This is a genomic window from Arthrobacter sp. IK3 (assembly GCF_051337705.1).
Taxonomy (GTDB): domain Bacteria; phylum Actinomycetota; class Actinomycetes; order Actinomycetales; family Micrococcaceae; genus Arthrobacter_B; species Arthrobacter_B koreensis.
Window position 1 is genome coordinate 56,358 of record NZ_JBPPSW010000002.1, and the last position, 19,732, is coordinate 76,089.

A 19,732-nucleotide genomic window follows, 5' to 3' on the forward strand; every position below is an offset into this window, starting at 1 on the left:
GGCCGGACACCCTTGAGGGGTGTCCGGCCGTTTTCGCTGCAGGTACCGGTTAGGCCGGGAGCTGCAGGGCCTGTCCGGTGAGGATCAGGTCGGGGTGGATTACGGTGCCGGTGTTGGCTGCGTACAGAGCCTGCCAGCCGCCTTCGATGCCGAGCTTCTCGGCGATGGTGGACAGGGTGTCGCCAGCCTGGACGGTGTAGGACTCGCCGCTGACCGCGGGAGCCGGAACCGCAGCGGCAGCGCCCTGCGAGGTGGCCGGAACCTCTACCGGTGCAACGGCTTCAGGCTGAACCGGAGCCGTGTAGGTCTCGACCGGTGCAGCCGGAGCCTCTACCGGTACCGAGTAGGTCTGTACGGGGGCTTCGGCAACAGGTGCCTGCTGCACCGGAGCCGCAGCCTGCGGGTTGGCAGTAGCGCCGGTCATGCCCAGCTTGGCAGTGCAGGCAGGCCAGGCGCCGGGGCCCTGCTCGGCCAGTACACGCTCGGCAACAGCGATCTGCTGCTCACGGCTTGCGTTGGAGGGGTCGCCGGTGCCGCCGAATGCCGCCCAGGTGCTGGGCGTGAACTGCAGGCCGCCGGAGAATCCGTTACCGGTGCTGATGCCCCAGTTACCGCCGCTTTCGCACTGTGCGAGGGCATCCCAGTCCATTGAGGCTGCGTTGGCCGGAGCGGCCATGCCGGCGAGTCCGGCAGCGCCGGCACCAGTGATGGCAGCGGCAGCAAGTCCACGACGGACGTAACGGGTGATCTTCGAGTTCTTCATTAGCTGTATCTGCTCCTGAGGCCCACCTGCGCTCCGCCCGTCCCCGGGCTTCATTACGCCGTCGCCTGCCCCCGACTGTTAGAGGTCTTGTTCAGTGCTCCCACAGCGGCGACGCGCGGTGGCGTGGGGCACGATGCAATTTGTCTCGGCTGCACCGTCTGATGGGGTGCTGCCGGCCGGATCAGGTTCAGCTTTTCGGGACCCGGCTACCGCCCGTGTTTCGGGCACTCATCTAAGGTAGGGAAGACACAAATCGATATCAAACCGAGACCTTCTCCGGAGTGTCGTTGCCAACCGTGCGATCCGCGTGCTCATGCCGATCGGGCGGCGCAATGTGCACTTTGCCACACAGCGCGGAAATGCGGGTTTCTGACTGTCTGGACTTGGTCCTGCAACCGGTCTATGGTTTGTCCTCGTGCTCACATTCTTCAATGCGCTCAAGCGCATTCTGGTGGGGCGTCCGTACGGCAACGAGCAGCTCTCCCGCACACTGCTGCGCAAGCGCGTGGCCCTGCCGGTATATGCCTCGGACGCGCTGTCATCCGCCGCCTACGCCCCGGATGAAATCCTCCTGACGCTCGCCCTGGCCGGGGTGGCCGCGGTAACGCTTTCCCCCTGGGTGGGACTGGCAGTCATTGTGGTTCTGCTGACGGTCGTTGCGTCCTACCGCCAGAACGTCCATGCGTATCCGTCCGGCGGCGGCGACTACGAAATCGCCAGTGAAAACCTTGGCCGCAAAGCCGGCCTGACCGTCGGATCCGCCCTGCTGGTGGACTACGTACTCACCGTCGCGGTGTCGATGTCCTCGGCGGCCCAGTACCTCGTCACCGCCGTCCCGGCGCTGCACGGGCGGCAGGGGCTGCTCGCCGCAGCCGGCGTGGTGATCCTCATGCTCATCAACCTGCGCGGCGTGAAGGAAGCGGGCTCCGTGTTCGCCGTGCCAACCTACCTCTTCCTCGCTTCAGTGCTGGGCATGTGCGCCATCGGTCTGTTCCAGGCGGCCACGGGCACCCTGGAGCAGGCACCTTCCGCAGGGTTCGACCTGCTTCCCGAGGCGGGGCTCGACGCCGGACTCACCGGCCTGGCCGGTGCCTTCCTCCTGCTGCGGGCGTTCTCCTCCGGCGCTGCCGCGCTCACCGGCGTGGAAGCCATCAGCAACGGCGTTCCGACGTTCCGCAAGCCCAAGAGCCGCAATGCCGCCACTACCCTGCTGCTGCTGGGCGGGCTGGCAGCAGCCATGCTTGCCGGCATCCTCGCCCTGGCGACCCTCACCAAGGTCCATTTTGTGCAGGACCCTGCCACCCAGCTGCTGCAGAACGGGTTGCCGGTCCAGGACTACATCCAGCACCCGGTCATCAGCCAGCTGGCCGAGACCGTCTTCGGAGACGGCTCACTGCTCTTCTACGTTGTGGTCGCCTCGACCGGACTGATCCTGGTGTTCGCATCCAACACGGCCTTCAACGGTTTCCCCATCTTGGCGTCCGTGCTGGCGAAGGACGGCTACCTGCCCCGGCAGATGCGCACCCGCGGAGACCGGCTGGCCTTCAGCAACGGCATCATCGTCCTCGGGCTGGCGGCACTGGCCCTGATCCTCATTTTCAACGCGGATGTGACACGGCTGATCCAGCTTTACATCGTTGGCGTCTTTGTCTCCTTCACGGCAAGCCAGCTGGGCATGATCCGGCACTGGACCGCCAAGCTCCGCACCGAACGCAAACCTGAAAACCGGCGCCGGATGGTCCGTTCCAGGCTGATCAACTCCTGCGGTTTCGGCATGACGGCCCTGGTGCTGGTGATCGTGGTGGTCACCAAGTTTGAGCACGGAGCCTGGATTGCCCTGTTAGCCATGGCATTCCTGTACGTGGTGATGGACAGCATCCGCCGGCACTACGAGGCGGTTGCCGAAGAACTGCGGGTCGAGGAAGATCCCTCGGTCCTGGCGCTTCCCAGCCGGGTCAACGCGGTGATCCTGGTCTCCAAGGTGCACAAGCCCGTCCTGCGGGCCCTGGCGTACGCACGGGCCTCACGCCCCTCGAGCCTGAACGCCATCATTGTGGACCTGGATGCGGATGAAACGGAGAGGACCGTCCGTGAATGGGAGCGGCTGCGCATCCCCGTGCCCCTAACAGTTCTTTCCTCCCCCTACCGGGAAACCGTCTCACCGGTCCTGGCGTACCTGCGTGAAGCCCGCCGTGCCTCTCCGCGCGAACTGTTCGTGGTCTACATCCCCGAGTACGTCGTCGGGCGCTGGTGGGAGCAGCTCGTGCACAACCAGACCGCCCTGCGGATCAAGGCACGGCTCCACTTTGAACCGGGCATCATGGTTGCCAGTGTTCCGTGGCAGCTGGCCTCCAGCCGCGACGCCGCCGCAGCGTCACGCGAAGCGGGCGAGGATGTCCGTCCGGGTTCGGTTGCGCAGCCGAACCCGGACGCCAAGACGTCCTGACCCTAGCGCAGCAGCGGGCCGGCTTCCGCGCCGAAGGCCTCGTCCTGCAGCCCTTCCCGGCGGGCCGCAGCAACGGCGGCGGCCGTGTCCTCGGCGATCAGCTCGGCGTTAATCGCTGCGGCCGTGGCGAGCCCGGCGGCGGCGGCCCCGATGACCTGCGTCATGGGGGACGTCAAGTTGCCTGTGGCATACACCCCTGGGACGGAGGTCGCACCGCTGGGCTCCGCGGGTACGGCAGTTCCAATGGCAAGGTCCCCAAAGTACTGATCCTCCGCGGCCAGCCCCACGCCGGCAAGGTAACCGTCCCGGGCACGCAGCTTCGACATCACAACGAGGCCCTGGCGGGGCACAAACTCCCCCGACGCCAGCCGCACCCCGGCCAGGCCGGCGCCGTCGCCCTCCACCGCAGTTACCGGGCCGTCCACGATCCGAATTCCGCGGGCGGCGAGCTGCCCTTCCTGTTCGTCGCTCGGCGTGCCAGTGCCGTTGAGGAAAAGCACAATGTCCGCGCACCACTGCCGCCACATCAGTGCCTGGTGGATGGCTGCGTCCAGGTTGGAGGCCAGGACGCCAAGTGCCTTCCCTCCTGCCTCCCAGCCGTGGCAGTACGGGCAGTGCAGCACATCGGTGCCCCAGAAACCTGACAGGCCCGGAACTGCCGGAAGTTCATCGAGGGCTCCGCTGGCGGCGAGGATTTTGCGGCAGGAGAGCGTCCTGCCGTCCTCCAGGATGACCCGGAACATCCCGCTGCCGCGGTGCTCAACGTTCTGGGCCCGTCCCGGGATGATCGTGCCGCCGTAGCTGCGGACTTCCTCCCGTCCTGCAGCGTAGAGCTCGCCGGGGGCGGCTCCTTCGCGGCCCAGGTAGTTGTGAATGTGTCCGGCAGCAGCGTTGCGGGGTTCACCCGCATCGACCACGGCAACCCTCCGCCGCGCCCGGGAGAGCACCAGTCCCGCACTGAGTCCCGCGGCGGCCCCACCCACAATAACGACGTCGTACTCTGCGGCTGCTGTGCCGTCCTGTTCCGAATCCAGCATGGTCATCAAACTCCTTGGCCCGTTGGGCCGGCAATGCGCCGGCGCCCTGCGTGCCAGTCTTCCGGGCGCCCCTGCGGGCGGCAATAAGTTTTGCTGTTATGGCAAGATCGGGGATTATGAACGACGACGAATCTGTCCTGGCAGGAATCGGACCCCGGCTGCGGTCGCTGCGCACAGCCCGCGGAAAAACTCTGACGGAAGTCGCGGAGACCAGCGGGATGTCCCTCAGCACCCTCTCCCGGCTGGAAAGCGGACAGCGGCGGGCCACCCTGGAACTGCTGCTGCCCCTGGCCCGGATTTACGCCGTCACCCTGGATGAACTGGTGGGCGGCCCAAGGACCGGAGATCCGCGCGTGCACATGCGGTCGGTGCGCCGCCAGGGCGCGACCGTCATTGCCCTGACCGAAAAGGCCAGCGGCATCGGTGCATTCAAGTACATACTTCCGGCACCGAAGGAACCAGCCGCCCCGGACCCCAAGACCCACGACGGCTATGAATGGCTGTACGTGCTCAGCGGCCGGCTGCGGCTGCTGCTGGGAAAGACCGAGCTCGTCCTGGGCGCCGGTGAGGCCGCCGAGTTTGATACCCGGGTGCCGCACTGGATGGGAAACGCCGGGCCGGACGTGGTGGAGTTCCTCGCGCTCTTTGGACCGCAGGGAGAGAAGGCGCACGTCCGGGCGAGGCCTGCGGATCCCCGAAAGCGGTCCTGACCCCGCCCCGCAGGACTACTTTGCGGAAGCGGCACCGCGCCCGGCAAGGACTGACCGGTAGGCATAGTCCGTGAGCCGGCCGTCCTGCGCGGCCTGCTCGACGACGGCGAAGGAGCGGGACTCGTCGCCGTCGGTGTAGGGGTAATGGATCAGCTCGGCGATCAGCTCCCACTCCTCGGAGATCGAGTCGATCAGATTCGCCGGTGTCTCCTCGTCCGCTCCGGGCAGCGCCGTCCAGGTACCGGCGGGCACACGGTAGGCCTCGAGGCGCTCCAGGTCTGCTTCGAGCTCGTCGAGGGAACCGTACTCGGTTTGCGCAGCGGGCGGCACGGAGCCGTCCGGAGTCGCCAGCTGGGCAACGAAGGTGTTCTCAGTCGAGGGGTAGACCGAGGTTGGTACCGGCTCACCCTCCTCCAGATAGGCCGGCAGCTGCGACGGCATCCAGTACCACGCATCGCCCTGATCAGCGCCGCCGGGCTGGGTCCGCTCACTGATCCAACCGCGTGCGGTCAGCAGCGCATCGGCGTCGTCGCTGAAGTAGGCGGTCTCCCCGCGAAGCATCGCGTTGACTTCGTGCTCCGCACGGCGGGCCTGCTTCTTCTTGTGGACGGCCTTCTTGCGTGGCTTTGACTTGGGCACTGCGGTTCTCCTGGTGTGGGGTGGATACTGCTTTGAGGCTGCGGCTAGAAGCCGGAGCCGCCTTCTACGGCCATGTTGGAGAACCGCGAATAGTGGCCCTGGAACCCAACCACGATGGTCTTGGTGGGACCGTTACGGTGCTTGGCCACAATCACGTCGGCTTCACCGGCCCGCGGGGACTCCTTGTCGTAGATGTCCTCGCGGTGCAGCAGGATCACCATGTCAGCGTCCTGCTCGATCGAGCCGGATTCACGCAGGTCCGAGACCATGGGCTTCTTGTCGGTGCGCTGCTCGGAACCACGGTTCAGCTGCGAGAGGGCGATGACCGGCACTTCAAGTTCCTTGGCCAGCAGTTTCAGTGCACGGGAGAACTCCGAGACTTCCTGCTGGCGGGATTCGACACGCTTGCCGGAGGACATCAGCTGAAGGTAGTCCAGGACCACGAGCTTCAGGTCATGCCGCTGCTTCAGGCGCCGGCACTTGGCCCGGATTTCCATCAGGGACATGTTGGGGCTGTCATCGATGAACAGCGGGGCATCGTTCATCCGGCCCATCGTGGTGGCGATTTTGCCCCACTGCTCGTCCTTGATGGTGCCCTTGCGCAGGTCCTGCAGGCCGATGGTGGCCTCGGCGGAGAGCAGGCGCATGGCGATTTCGTTGCGGCCCATTTCCAGGGAGAAGAAAACCGTGGTCATGTTGTGCTTGATGGCCGCCGACCGGGCGAAGTCCAGGGCGAAGGTGGACTTGCCGACGGCGGGACGGGCAGCGATGACGATCATCTGGCCGCCGTGCAGGCCCTGGGTCAGTTCGTCGAGTTCGTAGAAACCGGTGGGAACACCGGTCATGCCTTCGCCGCGGTGGCCGGCGGACTCGATTTCGTCCACCGTGCCCTCAATGATGTCCTTCAGCGGAACATAGTCTTCCGCCGTGCGGCGTTCGGCGACGGCGTAGACCTCGGCCTGCGCAGCATTGACCAGGTCATCGACTTCTCCGTCATTGGAGTAGCCCAGCTGGACAATCTTGGTGCCGGCGTCCACCAGGCGGCGCAGGACGGCGCGCTCACGCACAATCTCGGCGTAGAAGCCGGCGTTGGCGGCCGTGGGTACGGACTGAATCAGGGTGTGCAGGTAGGCGGGCCCGCCAATACGCGTGATTTCCCCGCGCTTGGTCAGCTCATCGGAGACGGTGACGGCGTCCGCCGGCTCGCCACGTCCGTACAGGTCAATGATGGCCTCGTAGATGGCCTCATGGGCGGGGCGGTAGAAGTCCACACCGCGCAGCACCTCAACGCAGTCTGCGATCGCGTCCTTGGAAAGCATCATGCCGCCAAGCACCGACTGCTCCGCCACCAGGTCCTGGGGCGGAGTCCGGCCAAAATCGGGAGTACGGGTTGATTCAGCGGAATCCGCATGTGCAAGCGACACGAGGCCACCCTTTCAAAGAATGTTCTATCCATGGGTCCCGTCAGGCAGACCCAAAAAACGTGTAAGGCTGGCTTAGTTCTAGCCGACGGCACTGACACTGGGCGACAACGCCCGCCGTGCCCTCGCCGATACTGCCGGGTGCGCCGATGAGGGAGTCCACCGCAACCGTAGCCCTGTAAGGCCCCCTCATCAAACGAGTTATCCACAGGTGGTGTGGATAGGCTGTTCATAACCGGGCGTGTCTTGTGCACAGGTTGGGCATAAGACTGTGGAAAAGAAAATTCTTTTGCCTAAAACATGGCTTTGACTAGGTCAAACACTTCTCCACACCTGTGTACAGACAACTATTTTGGTCAACATTCAGCCTCAACCTTCAGGTTGACAGATTCACGGATCGCGCATAAGCACGCCGTTATCCACAGCCGATATCCACATACTTGTGAGGTACTTGGGATTACTCGCGACGCTCAGCCTGCTTGCCATGCCGACGGCCCTTAAAACGCAGCTGCGCCCCCGTCTCCTCAGGAGGCGGGGGCGCAGCTGATTCCGCAGTGTGCGTCTAAACGCTGTTAGCTGGCAACGACCTCGAGGTCGATGACGGCAGCAACGTCGTCGTGCAGGCGGACGTTGGCTTGGAAGGAACCAACCGACTTGATGTGGGTCGGCAGTTCAACCTTGCGCTTGTCGATGCTGCCGAGGCCGGCAGCTTCAACGGCAGCAGCAACGTCAGCGGGCTTGACCGTGCCGAAGAGGCGTCCGGACTCGCCGGCCTTGACGGTCAGCTTGACCGGCTTGGCGGAGAGTGCAGCAGCCTGCTTCTGGGCGTCTTCCAGCGAAGCGTGCTCGCGGGCAGCGCGGGCAGCCTTGATGGACTCAACCTGCTTCTCGCCACCCTTGGTCCAGGTGAGAGCGAAGCCGCGGGGTACCAGGTAGTTACGTGCGTAACCGTCCTTCACCTCAACAACGTCGCCTGCGGCACCGAGACCGGTGACTTCGTGGGTCAGAATGAGCTTTGCCATGAGTTAGGTTCCTTTCCTTTAGCCGCGGCCAGCGCCGGAGTAAGGCAGGAGTGCAACTTCACGGGCGTTCTTGATTGCCTGTGCGATCTTGCGCTGTTCCTGCACGGTTACGCCAGTTACGCGACGAGCGCGGATCTTTCCGCGGTCGGAAATGAACTTGCGCAGCAATGCTACGTCCTTGTAGTCGATGACAGTGATGTCAGCGGCCTTCAAGGGATTGGACTTTGGTTTGGGCTTGCGAAGTTCAGCCTTAGCCATCGTGGAGCTCCTTATGTCTAGTGGAGCCCGTGGATCAGTTCCACGGGATGGGCTCGACGGCGGTTGCCGTCAGAGGTTGTGCCTTGCGGCACGTGGGTATTGCTTAGAAGGGCGGATCGTTGGAATCCGGGCCGGCTCCCCAGCCGCCTGAGTTGCCGCCTGCAGGGGCACCCCAGGGATCGTCCGCAGGTGCGGACTGCTGCTGCTGCTGGCCGCCCCAACCGGAGTTGGAGTTGCCGCCGAAGCCGCCGCCGGCGTTCCCGCCGAAGCCACCGCCGCCGCCGCCGGAGCGCTGGGTGCGGGTGACCTTTGCGGACGCGTAACGAAGCGAGGGGCCGATTTCGTCGACCTCAAGCTCCATGACGGTACGCTTTTCGCCCTCTTTGGTCTCGTACGAACGCGACTTCAGGCGGCCCTGGCAGACGACGCGGGTTCCCTTGGTCAGGGACTCGGCGACGTTTTCCGCAGCTTCACGCCAGACCGACGCACGGAGGAACAGCGTTTCGCCGTCCTTCCATTCATTGGACTGCCGGTCGAAGGTGCGCGGCGTCGAGGCAATGGTGAAGTTCGCCACTGCTGAACCGGACGGGGTGAACCGGAGTTCCGGATCGTTCGTCAGGTTGCCGACCACGGTGATCGTTGTCTCGCCTGCCATTTATGCCTCCTGGTGTCTCGGCCCGGAATGCCCGGGCCTTTCGTTGACGATTAAAGGATGGACCGAAATTACTCGGCAACAACCTTCTGGTCTTCGGGGCGGATGATCTTGGTACGCAGGATGGTCTCGTTGAGGCCAAGCTGGCGGTCAAGCTCAGCAGCAGCTGCAGGGCTGGCGGTGAAGTTAACCACCGCGTAGATGCCTTCAGACTTCTTCTTGATGTCGTAGGCCAGGCGGCGGCGACCCCAGATGTCAACCTTGTCGACGGTTCCACCCTCGTTGCGGACAACGTTGAGGAACTTGTCGAGCGAAGGCTCCACGGTACGCTCTTCGACCTCGGGGTCGATGATTACCATCAGTTCATAAGCACGCATTTGTGAACCCACCTCCTTTGGGCTATACGGTCACGGTCTTTCCGTAACAGGAGGTTCTTTAGCGTTGTCTTTGCGCTCCGGGCCGGCGGTGAACCCGCGTTGCGCCCGGAAGCCTGCCAGCCGAAGCCGACAGCACAGACTTCACTATCCTATCGGATTTTCGCGACTCCAAAGTTCACCTGTGGACAGAGCCCCGTCTCCCAGCGTGCGGCTACCGCGTGAAGAACGCTGCAGCGGCCCGGGAAAGCTGGAACGGGTCGCTGACCCCAGACATTTCGCGGGCGGAGTGCATCGAAAGCAGCGGAATCCCGACGTCCATGGTGCGGATGCCCAGGCGGGTTGCTGTCAGCGGGCCGATGGTTGAGCCGCAGGGAATCGAGTTGTTGGAGACGAACTCCTGGTAGGGAACCTCTGCCTCGCGGCACAGCGCAGCCCAGTACGCGGCGCCTGGCGCGTCCGTCGTGTAGCGCTGGTTGGCGTTGATCTTCAGCAGTGGCCCGCCGCCCAGCACCGGACGGTTGGCTGGGTCGTGGCGTTCGGCGTAGTTCGGGTGCACGGCGTGCCCGGCATCCGCGGAGATGCAGAAGGAGGCGGCAAGGGCACGCTGGGAATCCGCGGTTCCGGCTCCCATCCCGGCACCGATGCGGGCAAGGACGTCCTCCAGGAACGGGCCTGCCGCACCGGAACGGCTTCCGCTTCCCACTTCTTCATGGTCGAAGGCAGCCAGCACGGCGATCGATCCGCCGCTCTTGGATTCGGCCGCCGATTCAAGGGCACACAGTCCCGCGTGAACGGAGGAGAGGTTGTCCAGCCGTCCGGAGGCGAAAAACTCAGCATTGGCGCCAAACACCTGTGCGGGTTGCGTGTCCGCGGCAACGACGTCGTACCCGCCGATTTCTTCGCGGTCCACGCCGGCCCTGGCCGCGAGCAGTCCCAGCAGGTCTGCCGCAGACGGGTCCCCAAGCCCCCAGACCGGATTCATGTGCTGCTGCTTATCCAGTTTCAGGCCTTCGTTCACGGCGCGGTCCAGGTGGATGGCCAGCTGCGGGAAACGCAGCAGCGGACCGGTGGCAACCAGGTGCTCGGCGCCGTCGAGCGTCACCAGCCGCCCGGCCAGCTGGAGTTCGCGGTCCAGCCAGGAGTTCAGCAGCGGACCGCCGTAGACCTCAACGCCGGCCTGCAGCCAGCCGAACTTCCCGGTGGTGGGAGAAGGCTTCAGCTTGAAGGTAGGCGAGTCGGTGTGGGTGCCGAAAATGTTGAATCCGGTGCCTGCCGCTGCACCCTCCGGAATAATCCAGGCGATGAATGCGCCGTCACGGACCACCACGTACTTACCGGCAGTCTCCGGCCAGTTCGCGTCTTCATGCAGCTCGATGAAACCGGCGGCCTGCAGCCGGTCTGCTGCCGTTCGGGCGGCGTGGAAGCTGGAAGGTGAGGCGGCTACATATTCGCCGAGGTCTTTTACGTGGGCCAGTGCGTCAGACATGTTCCGATTCAACCAGAGCCGGGGGCGCCCGCGTAACCGGTGGGATGTGCCCGTGGAAACAAACAACCCCCGGTGCCGGGCACCGGGGGTTGTGGAGGGGTTTTCAGTGAAGACGTCGGCGGCCGTTCTTCCACCGCCGCCTTCACCGAAGTCTTGTGCGCCTAGACGTCGCGGCGCTTGGTGACGATCATCGCCACGACCAGCAGGACAACTGCCCAGCCGCCAAGGACCAGTCCGCCTTCCAGCTGGTTCAGGGCACCGTCGGCGATGTTCGTGGCCACCAGCTGGGTTCCTGCGTTGCTGGGCAGGAACCGGGCGGCGTCGGGAATCCAGTCCGCCAAACCGGAGATCAGCTGGATGATCACCGGCAGCACGAACAGCACGCCAATGATGGTGACGATTCCGCCGGCCGTGCTGCGGAGCAGCGATCCGGTGGCTACGCCCATGATCGCGATGCCGGCAAGGAGTGTTCCGGTGTTGATGATGCTGGGCAGCACCCACGGAGCGTCCAGGCCGAAGTCCAGGTTCTCCGGTGCCAGCAGCGGCTGGCTGATCAGGTAGCTGGCAAACGCTCCGGCAACTCCGATGACGAAGGCAACCAGCGCGATGATGATGGCCTTGGCGAGCAGCGCCGGAGTACGGGTGGGTACGGCCACCATGGTGGAACGGATCATGCCGGTGCTGTATTCGGAAGCCACGAGGACCACGGCGAGGGCAGCAATCAGCAGCTGGCCGAAGAGCACGCCGGAGGCAGGCGTGTCATAGACCAGGGCCTGGAGGTCCATTTCCGGCGCAACACCCATGGCAGGGGCCATGGCCGGATCGTCGGAGATCATCTGCGCGGTGGTGGCCCAGCTCCAGGCCACAAGTGCCGCCAGGCCCACCATGACCACCAGGGTGACGGAGAGCAGGATGACGGTTGAGGGCAGGGTGGTGACCTTGATCCATTCCGAGCGCAGGACCCGGGCGAAATTGACACCGCTGCCGTCGGTGCGGGCCGTCCGGCGCGACGGCGCGGGTGCGGTTGTGGTGCTCATGCTCGGGTTCCTTCCACAACAGGCTCGGCTGCAGCCGGTTCCTGGCTAAATCCGTGGGACTTGTATTCGACGTCGTCCCGGGTGAGTTCCATGTAGGCGTCCTCCAGCGAGACCTGGATCGGGGTCAGCTCGGTGAGGAGGATCCGGCGGTCCAGGGCGATCTCCGCGATGGAGCGCGAATCGGCGCCGCTGATTTCGAAGAGTCCGTCCTCGAGCCGGTTGATCTCCGCGCCCTGTCCTTCCAGGACGGGCAGGAGGTCGGCTGCGTTGTCGGTGCGTACCCGGGTGCGCTGGCGGCCGCCGCCGTCGATGATCTCCTGGATCGGCGCGTTGGCGATGATCCGTCCGCGGCCAATCACGATGAGGTGGTCCGCGGTGACGGCCATTTCACTCATCAGGTGGGAGGAGAGGAAGACGGTGCGGCCTTCAGCCGCCAGGCCGCGGGCCAGGTTGCGGACCCAGAGCACGCCTTCCGGATCGAGGCCGTTGACCGGCTCGTCCAGGATCAGTGTGTTGGGGTCCCCGAGCATGGCGACGGCGATGCCGAGGCGCTGGCCCATGCCGAGCGAGAATCCGCCGACGCGCTTCTTGGCGACCGCGCCCAGTCCGGTGAGCTCGATGACTTCGTTGACGCGCTTGTTGGAGATGCCGTGGGTGGCGGCCATCGCGCGGAGGTGGTTGTATGCCGACCGGCGGGTGTGCACCGCCTTCGCGTCAAGCAGGGCGCCAACCTCATGGAGCGGAGCCTTGTGGCGGGCGTAGGGCTGGCCGTTGATGGTCACGTTTCCGGAGGTGGGACGGTCCAGTCCCACGATCATCCGCATGGTCGTCGACTTGCCGGCACCGTTCGGGCCCAGGAAGCCAGTCACTTTTCCCGGTTCGACGGTGAAGGAAATATTGTCGACGGCGGTTTTGCTGCCGTAGCGCTTGGAGAGGCCGCGTGCCTCGATCATGGTGATCCTCATCTTGGAGCGTACAAGTTCGGGGGTGTACCCCCACACTATGCGCCCGCTGTCTGCTGCGGACCGGCCCAAAGGATGATTCAGGGCAAAACCGGCGTCCCCCTTAGGGATGACTCAGGGTGGACCCTGAGCCGCCGGTATGAAAGCGGCGGGTTTTAGACGTCCCGCTTCCGAAGGACCACCACCGCGGCAGCAAGGAGCACCGCCGCCCAACCCGCCAGGATCAGGCCGCCCTCCACCTGGTTGAAGGCGTCCGGCTGGATTTGGGTGGCTACCAGCTGCGCCGCGGCACTGCTGGGCAGGAAGCGGGCGGCGTCTTCCACCCAGTCCGCCAGGCCCGTCAGCAATCCCGCGATGATTGGCAGCACGAAGAGCGCACCAACCAGGGTGACAACTCCCCCGGCAGTGCTGCGCAGCAGTGCACCGATGGCCACGCCCATCACGGCGATCAGCGCCAGGACGGTGCCGGTGTTGAGGATGGAGGGCAGCACCCACTCTGCGTCCAGTCCGAAATCCAGGTCCGAACCGGCCAGGATGGGCTGCGCCAGCAAATACGTCACGAAAGCCGAAAGCACTCCCAACAGGAAGGAAATGACGGCGATGACCACCGTCTTGGCCAGCAGCGCCGGGACTCGTGTGGGCACGGCCACCATGGTGGAGCGGATCATTCCGGTGGTGTATTCGGAGCCGATCAGCACCACCGCCAGGGAAGCAATCAGCAGCTGGCCAAAGGGCAGGCCGGAGGCCGGGACGTCATATGCCGCACTTTGCAGGGACTGGCCGATCCCCTGCGGCGGGCCGCTTTCAGGTTCGCCGGCCAGCTGGACCAGCCCCCAGGCCACAAGCGCACCGAGGCCGATCATCACCGCGAAACTCACGGCCAGGAGGATGACGGTCGAAGGAACCGTTGCTGTCTTGATCCATTCGGAGCGCAGCACACGGCCAAAGGTGACCGGACCTCCCCAGGTGCGCTGCGACCGGGGCCGGGGGGTTGCCGCTGTGCTCATGAGCTGCGTCCTTCAGTAGCCGAGAGCGCCTGCGCGCCGATCTGCTGTGACTGGTACTCGACCTCGCCGCCGGTCAGTTCCATATAGGCATCTTCAAGGGTCTCCTGCTGCGGTATCAGTCCGGTGACGAGGATGCCCCGGCTGAAGGCCGTTTCAGCGATACGGCGCGCGGGCAGGCCGAGGACAGTCAGCTCATCCGCCGCTTCCCTGCGGATCTCCACGCCGTCCCCGGCGAGCGCGGCCGCCAGGGCATCGGCGTCGTCAGTCCGCACCAGGACGCGTTCAGCCTGGCCGCCGGTGAGCACTGTCTCGATGGGCGCGTCCGCCAGGATGCGGCCGCGGCCAATCACGATCAGGTGGTCCGCGGTGACAGCCATCTCGCTCATCAGATGGGAGGAGATGAACACCGTTCGGCCCTCGGCAGCGAGGCCCTTCACCAGGTAGCGCACCCATTTCACGCCCTCCGGATCGAGGCCGTTCACCGGTTCGTCCAGGATCAGGGTCTGCGGGTCCCCCAGCAGCGCTGCAGCAATGCCGAGGCGCTGGCCCATGCCGAGCGAGAAGCCGCCCACCCTTTTCCGGGCCACCGGGCCCAGCCCGGTGAGATCGATGACGTCGTTGACGCGCGAGGCGGGTATGCCCTCCGTTGCGGCGAGGGCCCGCAGGTGGTTGTAGGCGGACCGCCGGGGGTGCACGGCCTTGGCCTCCAGCAGGGCGCCCACTTCGTGCAGCGGCATCCTGTGCCGGGCGTAGGGCTTGCCGTTGACGCTCACGCTGCCGGAGCTGGGGTGGTCCAGGCCGACGATCAGCCGCATGGTGGTGGATTTCCCGGCGCCGTTCGGACCGAGGAATCCGGTCACCTTGCCGGGCTGGACGCTGAAGGTGACGCCGTCGACGGCAGTCTTGCCGCCGAAGCGCTTGGTGAGTTCATGTGCCTCGATCATGCTCAGTCCTTTGGTTCGGAGGAACGGGGCCTAGCGTGAACTCACCGCCTCGAACTTGCGGACGGCCAGGGGGACGAACACCACGAGCATGATGGCGGAACCGATCAGCACGGTGGTGATGGGGTTCTGCATCGGCCAGGTATCCGGTACCGGCGTGGATCCCAGGTTGCCGAACAGCTGCCTTACCGCCTGGACCAGTGCGGAGACCGGATTCCAGTCGGCGATCGTGCGCAGCGGTTCGGGCAGCGTGGAACTCTGCACAAACGCGTTGGAAATGAAGGTGATGGGGAACAGGATGATGAAGGAGGCGTTGTTGATGGCTTCCGGGGAGCGGACGGACATGCCGAGCAGTGCCATCACCCAGCTGAACGCGTAGGAGAACAGCAGCAGCAGGCCCACCCCGCCCAGGAACTCCCAGAAGGACGTGTTGACCCGCCAGCCGACCAGCAGCCCGGTACACATCATGATGACCACCGAGATGCCGTTCAGCACCAGGTCGGAGTTGGTCCGCCCGATCAGTACCGCGGACGGGCTCATGGGGAGGGTGCGGAACCGGTCGATGATTCCTTCCTTCAGGTCCTGGGCCATGGCCGATCCGGAAAACGTGGAGCCGAAGACCACCGTCTGGGCGAAGATGCCTGCCATCAGGTACTGCGTGTAGTTGGTCCCGGCCACCTGGATGGATCCGCCGTAGACCTGGCTGAAGAGAAGCACGAACATGATCGGCTGCAGCACGGCGAACACGATCATGTCCGGTGTGCGGCGGATCTTGATCAGGTTCCGCTTGGTGACGGTCCACCCGTCCGAGACCCAGCTCCCGGCGGTGGTCCCGGATCCGAACCGGGCGGCAGCGGTTGCGGCGCTCATCGTGCTGCCTTCGCTTTCCCTGCGTCTTCAGCGCTTTCGCCCTCTGCCTCGGCGATGTGCCCCGTGAGCTTCAGGAACACGTCGTCGAGCGTGGGGCGCCGGATACCGGCGTCGTGAAGCTGGATTCCCGCCGCCTCCAGGTCCCGCAGCACCAGCTGCAGCGCGGCGGGGCCTTCAGTGACGGCTACTTCCAGCGACCGCCCGTCGCCGGCGGTATGCACCTCTCCGCTGCCGTAGCGGGCCAGGATCTCCCGGGCGGTGCCAGCGTCGAACCCTTCAACCAGGGCAACGGCCACCCGGTGCCCGCCAATCCTGGCCTTGAGCTGGTCCGACGTGCCCTCGGCAATGACCTTGCCGCCGTCGATCACGGCGACCGTATCCGCCAGCTGGTCCGCTTCTTCGAGGTACTGGGTGGTGAGCAGCAGGGTGGTTCCCGCCGCTACCAGGGACTTGATCACGTCCCAGAGGGCCAGGCGGCTGCGCGGGTCCAGGCCGGTGGTGGGCTCGTCCAGGAACAGGACGCGGGGGTTGTTCACCAGGGCCCCGGCGAGGTCCAGCCTGCGGCGCATGCCGCCGGAGTACCCCTTCACGGGCCGGTTGCCCGCATCCGCCAGGTCGAACTGCTCGATGAGCTCTCCCGCCCGCTTCCGGGCCTGCTCAGTGGGCAGGTGGTAAAGCTTGCCGACCATCCTGAGGTTCTCTATGCCCGTGAGGTTTTCGTCCACCGCAGAGTACTGTCCGGACACACCGATGATCCGGCGGACGTCCTTGGGCCTGGCGGTGACGTCGATCCCGTCAATGGAGGCGGTCCCTGCAGTGGGTTTGATCAGCGTGGTCAGCACCTTGACCGCCGTCGTTTTTCCGGCGCCGTTCGGGCCCAGGAGTGCCGTGACGGTTCCCTGCGGTACGCCGATGTCCAGGCCGTCGAGGGCGCGCACCGGGCCTGACTTGGACTTGTAGACCTTGGTCAGGCCGCGTGCCTGGATCAGTGGATCGCGCCGGCCTTCCGAGACCGGACGCACGTGGTTTTCTGGGTTGGGGGGAAGGGACATGCGAACAGGTTAGGACCGCCCGGACGCGCTGGATAGGGGTTATCAGGACAGATTCAGTCCTGAAGCCGAGAGTGCCGCGGCTCCGGCTGGAATTGCGCCCTAGGTGGCTGGCCTTCCGGCATCGAGTTCCCCGTCCGTCCGCTCAGCCGCCACCGGCGCAAAGACAATGGACATCAGCATGGCCGCTCCCACCACGAGCAGTGCATTGCGCAGCCCCCAGAGTTCACCCAGGAAGCCGAGCAGCGGAGGTCCGACGAAGAAGGCCGTGTACCCCAGGGTGGAGACCACGGAGACGCGCCCTGCCGCGTGCGCCGGATCGTCGCCCGCGGCGGACATCCCCATGGGGAAGCCCAGGGCAGCCCCGATACCCCACAGGACGACGCCGATCCCGGCCAGCCAGAGAACGGGGGCGAACACGAACAGGATCAGTCCTGCCAGCGAGGCGCCCATGCACAGCCGCAGCGCGCGGACCCGGCCCAGGCGGTCGATCAGGCGGGCACCGAACCAGCGGGTGGCGGTCATGGCGGCAACGAAGACACCGAACATCACCGCGCCGGCGGTCTCCGAGGCGTCGAGTCCGTCGACCGTCGCCTTGGCTACCCAGTCGTTGGCGGCGCCTTCTGTCAGGGCAGCCCCCAGGACAACGACGCCGATCAGCAGGGTGCGGCCCTCTTTCCATGCACCGAAGCTGGAAGGCTTCGGTGCGCCCGTTTGGTGCGGGTGGAGCATCTCCACGGAATCCGGCAGGAAGGCACGGGGAACCAGCGTCACCAGCACGACGGCGATCACCACGATTCCGATCAGGTGCGCCGGCAGGCTGACGTTCAGGGCAGACAGCCCGGCACCGATCATCGCGCCCAGGAACGCGCCGCCGCTGAAGGCACCGTGGAACTTGGGCATCAGCGTCCTGCGCAGGCCGCGTTCAACTTCCGTGCCCTCTAGGTTCATGGCCACGTCCCAGAGGCCAATGCCGGAGCCGAAGATCAGCAGCCCGGCCGCGGTCAGGGGAATCGATCCCGCGGACAGTCCCGCTGCGATGACCAGTCCGGCCGCGGAGGCAAGCAGTCCGCCGGTCCGCACCGCGTTGGCGGTGCCTACCCGCTGGGCCAGGGCGCCGGCGAGCGGCAGCGCACCCACGGAGCCTACTGCGGAGAAGAGCAGCAGCAGCCCCACCCCGGCGGAACCGATGTCCAGGGCCTGGGCAGCGGCGGGAATCCGTGCTGCCCAGCTGGCGAAGATCAGGCCGTTGAGGGCAAAGACCGCGAAGACAGCCAGGAGTGCCCGGTCCAGGGTTTTGGTGTTCACGCCTTCATTCTGGAGCCCGGAGGCTGCCGGAGGGAAATACCCTCCGGCAGCGCGGTCAGCGGACGCGCTCGACCCGCTTTTCGTCCCACACCGGCTCTTCGGATTCGTAGACCCGTCCGTCGGATCCGAAAACGAGGAACCGGTCGAAGCTGCGGGCGAACCAGCGGTCGTGCGTGACCGCCAGGACCGTGCCTTCGAAGGCTTCGATCGCCTTCTCGAGGGCTTCGGCCGAGTGCAGGTCCAGGTTGTCCGTCGGCTCATCCAGCAGCAGCAGGGTGGCACCGGAGAGTTCAAGCAGCAGGATCTGCAGGCGCGCCTGCTGGCCGCCGGAAAGCGAGTCGTACTTCTGTTCGCCGGAGGAAGCCAGCCCATACCGGTCCAGGGCACCGGCTGCCGCTTCCCGGCCCAGGCCGGAGCGGTGCTCGTCGCCGCGGTGCAGGATGTCCAGCAGCGTTTTGCCCAGCAGGTCCGGGCGCAGCATGGTCTGGGCGAAGAACCCCGGCCGGATCCGGGCTCCCAGCTTGACCGAACCCTCATGCGGCACGGGAGCGATCTCCACCTCGGAAACCGGCTCGTGTTCCTTGTCCGGGTCACTGCCGCCCAGGGCCAGCAGGCGGAGGAAATGGGATTTGCCGGAACCGTTGGAACCCAGCACGCCCACGCGGTCGCCGAACCAGATTTCAGTGCTGAACGGCTTCATCAGGCCGGTCAGTTCCAGCTTCCGGGCCACTACGGCGCGCTTGGCGGTCCGTCCGCCGCGCAGGCGCATCTTGACGTTCTGCTCGATGGGCAGGGCCTCGGGCGGTCCGGCCTCCAGGAACTTTGCCAGCCGGGTCTGCGCCGCGTGGTACCGGTTGGCCATGTCTGAGCGGAACGCGGCCTTGTTCTTGTACATGTTGACGAGTTCCTTGAGCTTCACGTGCTCCTCGTCCCAGCGCCTGCGCAGTTCCTCGAAGCGTGCGTTGCGGTCTTCGCGGGCCTTGATGTAGCTGCCGAAGCCGCCGCCGTGGATCCAGGCCGAGGCCCCGTTGATGCCCGGTTCGAGCGTGACGATGCGTGTTGCTGCGTTGGCGAGCAGCTCGCGGTCGTGGGAGACGAACAGGACGGACTTCTTCGACTCGGCCAGCTTGGCCTCCAGCCAGCGCTTGCCGGGTACGTCAAGGTAGTTGTCCGGTTCATCAAGGAGCAGCAGTTCATCCGGGCCGGAGAACAGTGCCTCCAGGACCAGGCGCTTTTGTTCGCCGCCGGAAAGAGTGCTTGCCTGGCGGTACTGGGCAGTGTCGAAGGGCATGCCCAGGGCGGCCGTCGTGACTTCGTCCCAGACTGTTTCCTGCTCGTACCCGCCAACGTCACCCCAGTCGGCTATCGCCTGGGCGTAGCGCATCTGGGTGGGCTCGTCGTCGTTCTCCATCATGGCTTCCTCAGCCTGGTCGACGGCCCGCGCAGCGGCCGCGATGGCCGGCGGGGCTGCGGAGACGAGCAGGTCGCGGACGGTGCTGCCGTCCCTCACCTGGCCCACGAACTGGCGCATGATGCCCATGTTCCCGGAACGGGACACCGTGCCCTCGTCCGGCTTGATGTCATCGGCGACGATCCGCAGCAGGGTGGTCTTGCCCGTGCCGTTGGGTCCAATCAGCGCTGTCTTGTGTCCTTCCCCCACCTTGAAGCTGACGCCGCTGAGCAGCTGCCTGCCGTCGGAGAGGAAGTAGTCAATGCCGGATACGTCGAGATGAGCCACGCTTCCATC

Annotated in this window: 19 protein-coding genes; 2 read left to right on the forward strand and 17 right to left on the reverse strand. The window is 65.6% G+C overall.

Translation table 11 applies throughout. From position 1 onward, the window contains the following. Window positions 1–49: 49 nt before the first annotated feature. A complete protein-coding gene (locus ACSLGO_RS02915; protein ID WP_091600917.1) occupies window positions 50–763 on the reverse strand; it encodes a transglycosylase family protein in 714 nt (237 codons plus the stop codon). 415 nt (window positions 764–1,178) lie between these two features. On the opposite strand from ACSLGO_RS02915, the gene ACSLGO_RS02920 reads away from it, so the two are divergent. Beyond that, complete coding sequence (locus ACSLGO_RS02920; protein ID WP_255300424.1) at window positions 1,179–3,209, forward strand: APC family permease; 2,031 nt, start codon at window positions 1,179–1,181, stop codon at window positions 3,207–3,209. Between the two features lie 2 nt (window positions 3,210–3,211). On the opposite strand, the gene ACSLGO_RS02925 is transcribed toward ACSLGO_RS02920, so the two are convergent. After that, entirely contained in the window at window positions 3,212–4,252 is a 1,041-nt protein-coding gene (locus ACSLGO_RS02925; protein ID WP_436399861.1) for an NAD(P)/FAD-dependent oxidoreductase, read from the reverse strand. 110 nt (window positions 4,253–4,362) lie between these two features. Between ACSLGO_RS02925 and ACSLGO_RS02930 the strand changes: the two genes are divergently transcribed. Continuing rightward, the gene (locus ACSLGO_RS02930; RefSeq protein ID WP_091600913.1) at window positions 4,363–4,956 is read left to right on the forward strand and encodes a helix-turn-helix domain-containing protein; all 594 of its coding nucleotides are present in this window, start codon (window positions 4,363–4,365) and stop codon (window positions 4,954–4,956) included. 15 nt (window positions 4,957–4,971) lie between these two features. Here the strand turns inward: ACSLGO_RS02930 and ACSLGO_RS02935 are convergent, their stop codons facing one another. From ACSLGO_RS02935 to ACSLGO_RS03005, 15 genes are all read right to left on the reverse strand, one after another. After that, window positions 4,972–5,595 (reverse strand): hypothetical protein, encoded by a 624-nt coding sequence (locus ACSLGO_RS02935; RefSeq protein ID WP_436399863.1) that lies wholly within the window; start codon window positions 5,593–5,595, stop codon window positions 4,972–4,974. Window positions 5,596–5,639: 44 nt separating this feature from the next. Then, window positions 5,640–7,019 (reverse strand): replicative DNA helicase, encoded by a 1,380-nt coding sequence (gene dnaB / locus ACSLGO_RS02940; RefSeq protein ID WP_091600911.1) that lies wholly within the window; start codon window positions 7,017–7,019, stop codon window positions 5,640–5,642. 569 nt (window positions 7,020–7,588) lie between these two features. Next, the gene (rplI, locus tag ACSLGO_RS02945; RefSeq protein WP_055242872.1) at window positions 7,589–8,038 is read right to left on the reverse strand and encodes a 50S ribosomal protein L9; all 450 of its coding nucleotides are present in this window, start codon (window positions 8,036–8,038) and stop codon (window positions 7,589–7,591) included. 18 nt (window positions 8,039–8,056) lie between these two features. Next, the gene (gene rpsR / locus ACSLGO_RS02950; RefSeq protein ID WP_003800144.1) at window positions 8,057–8,296 is read right to left on the reverse strand and encodes a 30S ribosomal protein S18; all 240 of its coding nucleotides are present in this window, start codon (window positions 8,294–8,296) and stop codon (window positions 8,057–8,059) included. Window positions 8,297–8,399: 103 nt separating this feature from the next. After that, the gene (locus ACSLGO_RS02955; RefSeq protein WP_055242870.1) at window positions 8,400–8,951 is read right to left on the reverse strand and encodes a single-stranded DNA-binding protein; all 552 of its coding nucleotides are present in this window, start codon (window positions 8,949–8,951) and stop codon (window positions 8,400–8,402) included. Between the two features lie 68 nt (window positions 8,952–9,019). Further along, complete coding sequence (rpsF, locus tag ACSLGO_RS02960) at window positions 9,020–9,325, reverse strand: 30S ribosomal protein S6 (protein ID WP_091600910.1); 306 nt, start codon at window positions 9,323–9,325, stop codon at window positions 9,020–9,022. A 211-nt stretch (window positions 9,326–9,536) separates the two neighbouring features. Further along, window positions 9,537–10,811, reverse strand: coding sequence for a M18 family aminopeptidase (locus ACSLGO_RS02965; RefSeq protein ID WP_386917683.1), 1,275 nt, complete (start codon window positions 10,809–10,811; stop codon window positions 9,537–9,539). Between the two features lie 161 nt (window positions 10,812–10,972). Then, the gene (locus ACSLGO_RS02970; protein WP_091600908.1) at window positions 10,973–11,848 is read right to left on the reverse strand and encodes a hypothetical protein; all 876 of its coding nucleotides are present in this window, start codon (window positions 11,846–11,848) and stop codon (window positions 10,973–10,975) included. Beyond that, window positions 11,845–12,801 carry an ABC transporter ATP-binding protein gene (locus ACSLGO_RS02975; protein WP_091600907.1) on the reverse strand — a complete coding sequence of 319 codons (957 nt, stop codon included), beginning with the start codon at window positions 12,799–12,801 and terminating at the stop codon, window positions 11,845–11,847. The genes ACSLGO_RS02970 and ACSLGO_RS02975 overlap by 4 nt, the downstream gene beginning before the upstream one ends. A gap of 164 nt (window positions 12,802–12,965) precedes the next feature. Beyond that, a complete protein-coding gene (locus tag ACSLGO_RS02980) occupies window positions 12,966–13,817 on the reverse strand; it encodes an ABC transporter permease (protein ID WP_436399865.1) in 852 nt (283 codons plus the stop codon). Beyond that, the gene (locus ACSLGO_RS02985; protein WP_263127901.1) at window positions 13,814–14,761 is read right to left on the reverse strand and encodes an ABC transporter ATP-binding protein; all 948 of its coding nucleotides are present in this window, start codon (window positions 14,759–14,761) and stop codon (window positions 13,814–13,816) included. Before ACSLGO_RS02985 ends, ACSLGO_RS02980 begins: the two co-directional genes overlap by 4 nt. Before the next feature lie 30 nt (window positions 14,762–14,791). After that, a complete protein-coding gene (locus tag ACSLGO_RS02990) occupies window positions 14,792–15,628 on the reverse strand; it encodes an ABC transporter permease (RefSeq protein ID WP_091600904.1) in 837 nt (278 codons plus the stop codon). Next, window positions 15,625–16,680, reverse strand: a complete 1,056-nt coding sequence (locus tag ACSLGO_RS02995; protein ID WP_263127902.1) for an ATP-binding cassette domain-containing protein — start codon at window positions 16,678–16,680, stop codon at window positions 15,625–15,627. Before ACSLGO_RS02995 ends, ACSLGO_RS02990 begins: the two co-directional genes overlap by 4 nt. A gap of 99 nt (window positions 16,681–16,779) precedes the next feature. Further along, window positions 16,780–17,985: an MFS transporter gene (locus ACSLGO_RS03000; protein WP_325786193.1), complete on the reverse strand. Its 1,206-nt coding sequence runs from the start codon at window positions 17,983–17,985 to the stop codon at window positions 16,780–16,782. A 55-nt stretch (window positions 17,986–18,040) separates the two neighbouring features. Further along, a complete protein-coding gene (locus ACSLGO_RS03005) occupies window positions 18,041–19,723 on the reverse strand; it encodes an ABC-F family ATP-binding cassette domain-containing protein (protein WP_386885890.1) in 1,683 nt (560 codons plus the stop codon). Between the last annotated feature and the right edge of the window lie 9 nt (window positions 19,724–19,732).

What these genes read in the sequence shown, in the direction of transcription:
- ACSLGO_RS02915 (WP_091600917.1), bottom strand. Translation starts at nt 763, where the DNA reads ATGAAGAACTCGAAGATCACCCGTTACGTCCGTCGTGGACTTGCTGCC.
- rpsR (WP_003800144.1), bottom strand. Translation starts at nt 8,296, where the DNA reads ATGGCTAAGGCTGAACTTCGCAAGCCCAAACCAAAGTCCAATCCCTTG.
- ACSLGO_RS02980 (WP_436399865.1), bottom strand. Translation starts at nt 13,817, where the DNA reads ATGAGCACAGCGGCAACCCCCCGGCCCCGGTCGCAGCGCACCTGGGGA.
- ACSLGO_RS02975 (WP_091600907.1), bottom strand. Translation starts at nt 12,801, where the DNA reads ATGATCGAGGCACGCGGCCTCTCCAAGCGCTACGGCAGCAAAACCGCC.
- ACSLGO_RS02970 (WP_091600908.1), bottom strand. Translation starts at nt 11,848, where the DNA reads ATGAGCACCACAACCGCACCCGCGCCGTCGCGCCGGACGGCCCGCACC.
- rpsF (WP_091600910.1), bottom strand. Translation starts at nt 9,325, where the DNA reads ATGCGTGCTTATGAACTGATGGTAATCATCGACCCCGAGGTCGAAGAG.
- rplI (WP_055242872.1), bottom strand. Translation starts at nt 8,038, where the DNA reads ATGGCAAAGCTCATTCTGACCCACGAAGTCACCGGTCTCGGTGCCGCA.
- ACSLGO_RS02965 (WP_386917683.1), bottom strand. Translation starts at nt 10,811, where the DNA reads ATGTCTGACGCACTGGCCCACGTAAAAGACCTCGGCGAATATGTAGCC.
- ACSLGO_RS02995 (WP_263127902.1), bottom strand. Translation starts at nt 16,680, where the DNA reads ATGTCCCTTCCCCCCAACCCAGAAAACCACGTGCGTCCGGTCTCGGAA.
- ACSLGO_RS02930 (WP_091600913.1), top strand. Translation starts at nt 4,363, where the DNA reads ATGAACGACGACGAATCTGTCCTGGCAGGAATCGGACCCCGGCTGCGG.
- ACSLGO_RS02985 (WP_263127901.1), bottom strand. Translation starts at nt 14,761, where the DNA reads ATGATCGAGGCACATGAACTCACCAAGCGCTTCGGCGGCAAGACTGCC.
- ACSLGO_RS02925 (WP_436399861.1), bottom strand. Translation starts at nt 4,252, where the DNA reads ATGACCATGCTGGATTCGGAACAGGACGGCACAGCAGCCGCAGAGTAC.
- ACSLGO_RS02990 (WP_091600904.1), bottom strand. Translation starts at nt 15,628, where the DNA reads ATGAGCGCCGCAACCGCTGCCGCCCGGTTCGGATCCGGGACCACCGCC.
- ACSLGO_RS02955 (WP_055242870.1), bottom strand. Translation starts at nt 8,951, where the DNA reads ATGGCAGGCGAGACAACGATCACCGTGGTCGGCAACCTGACGAACGAT.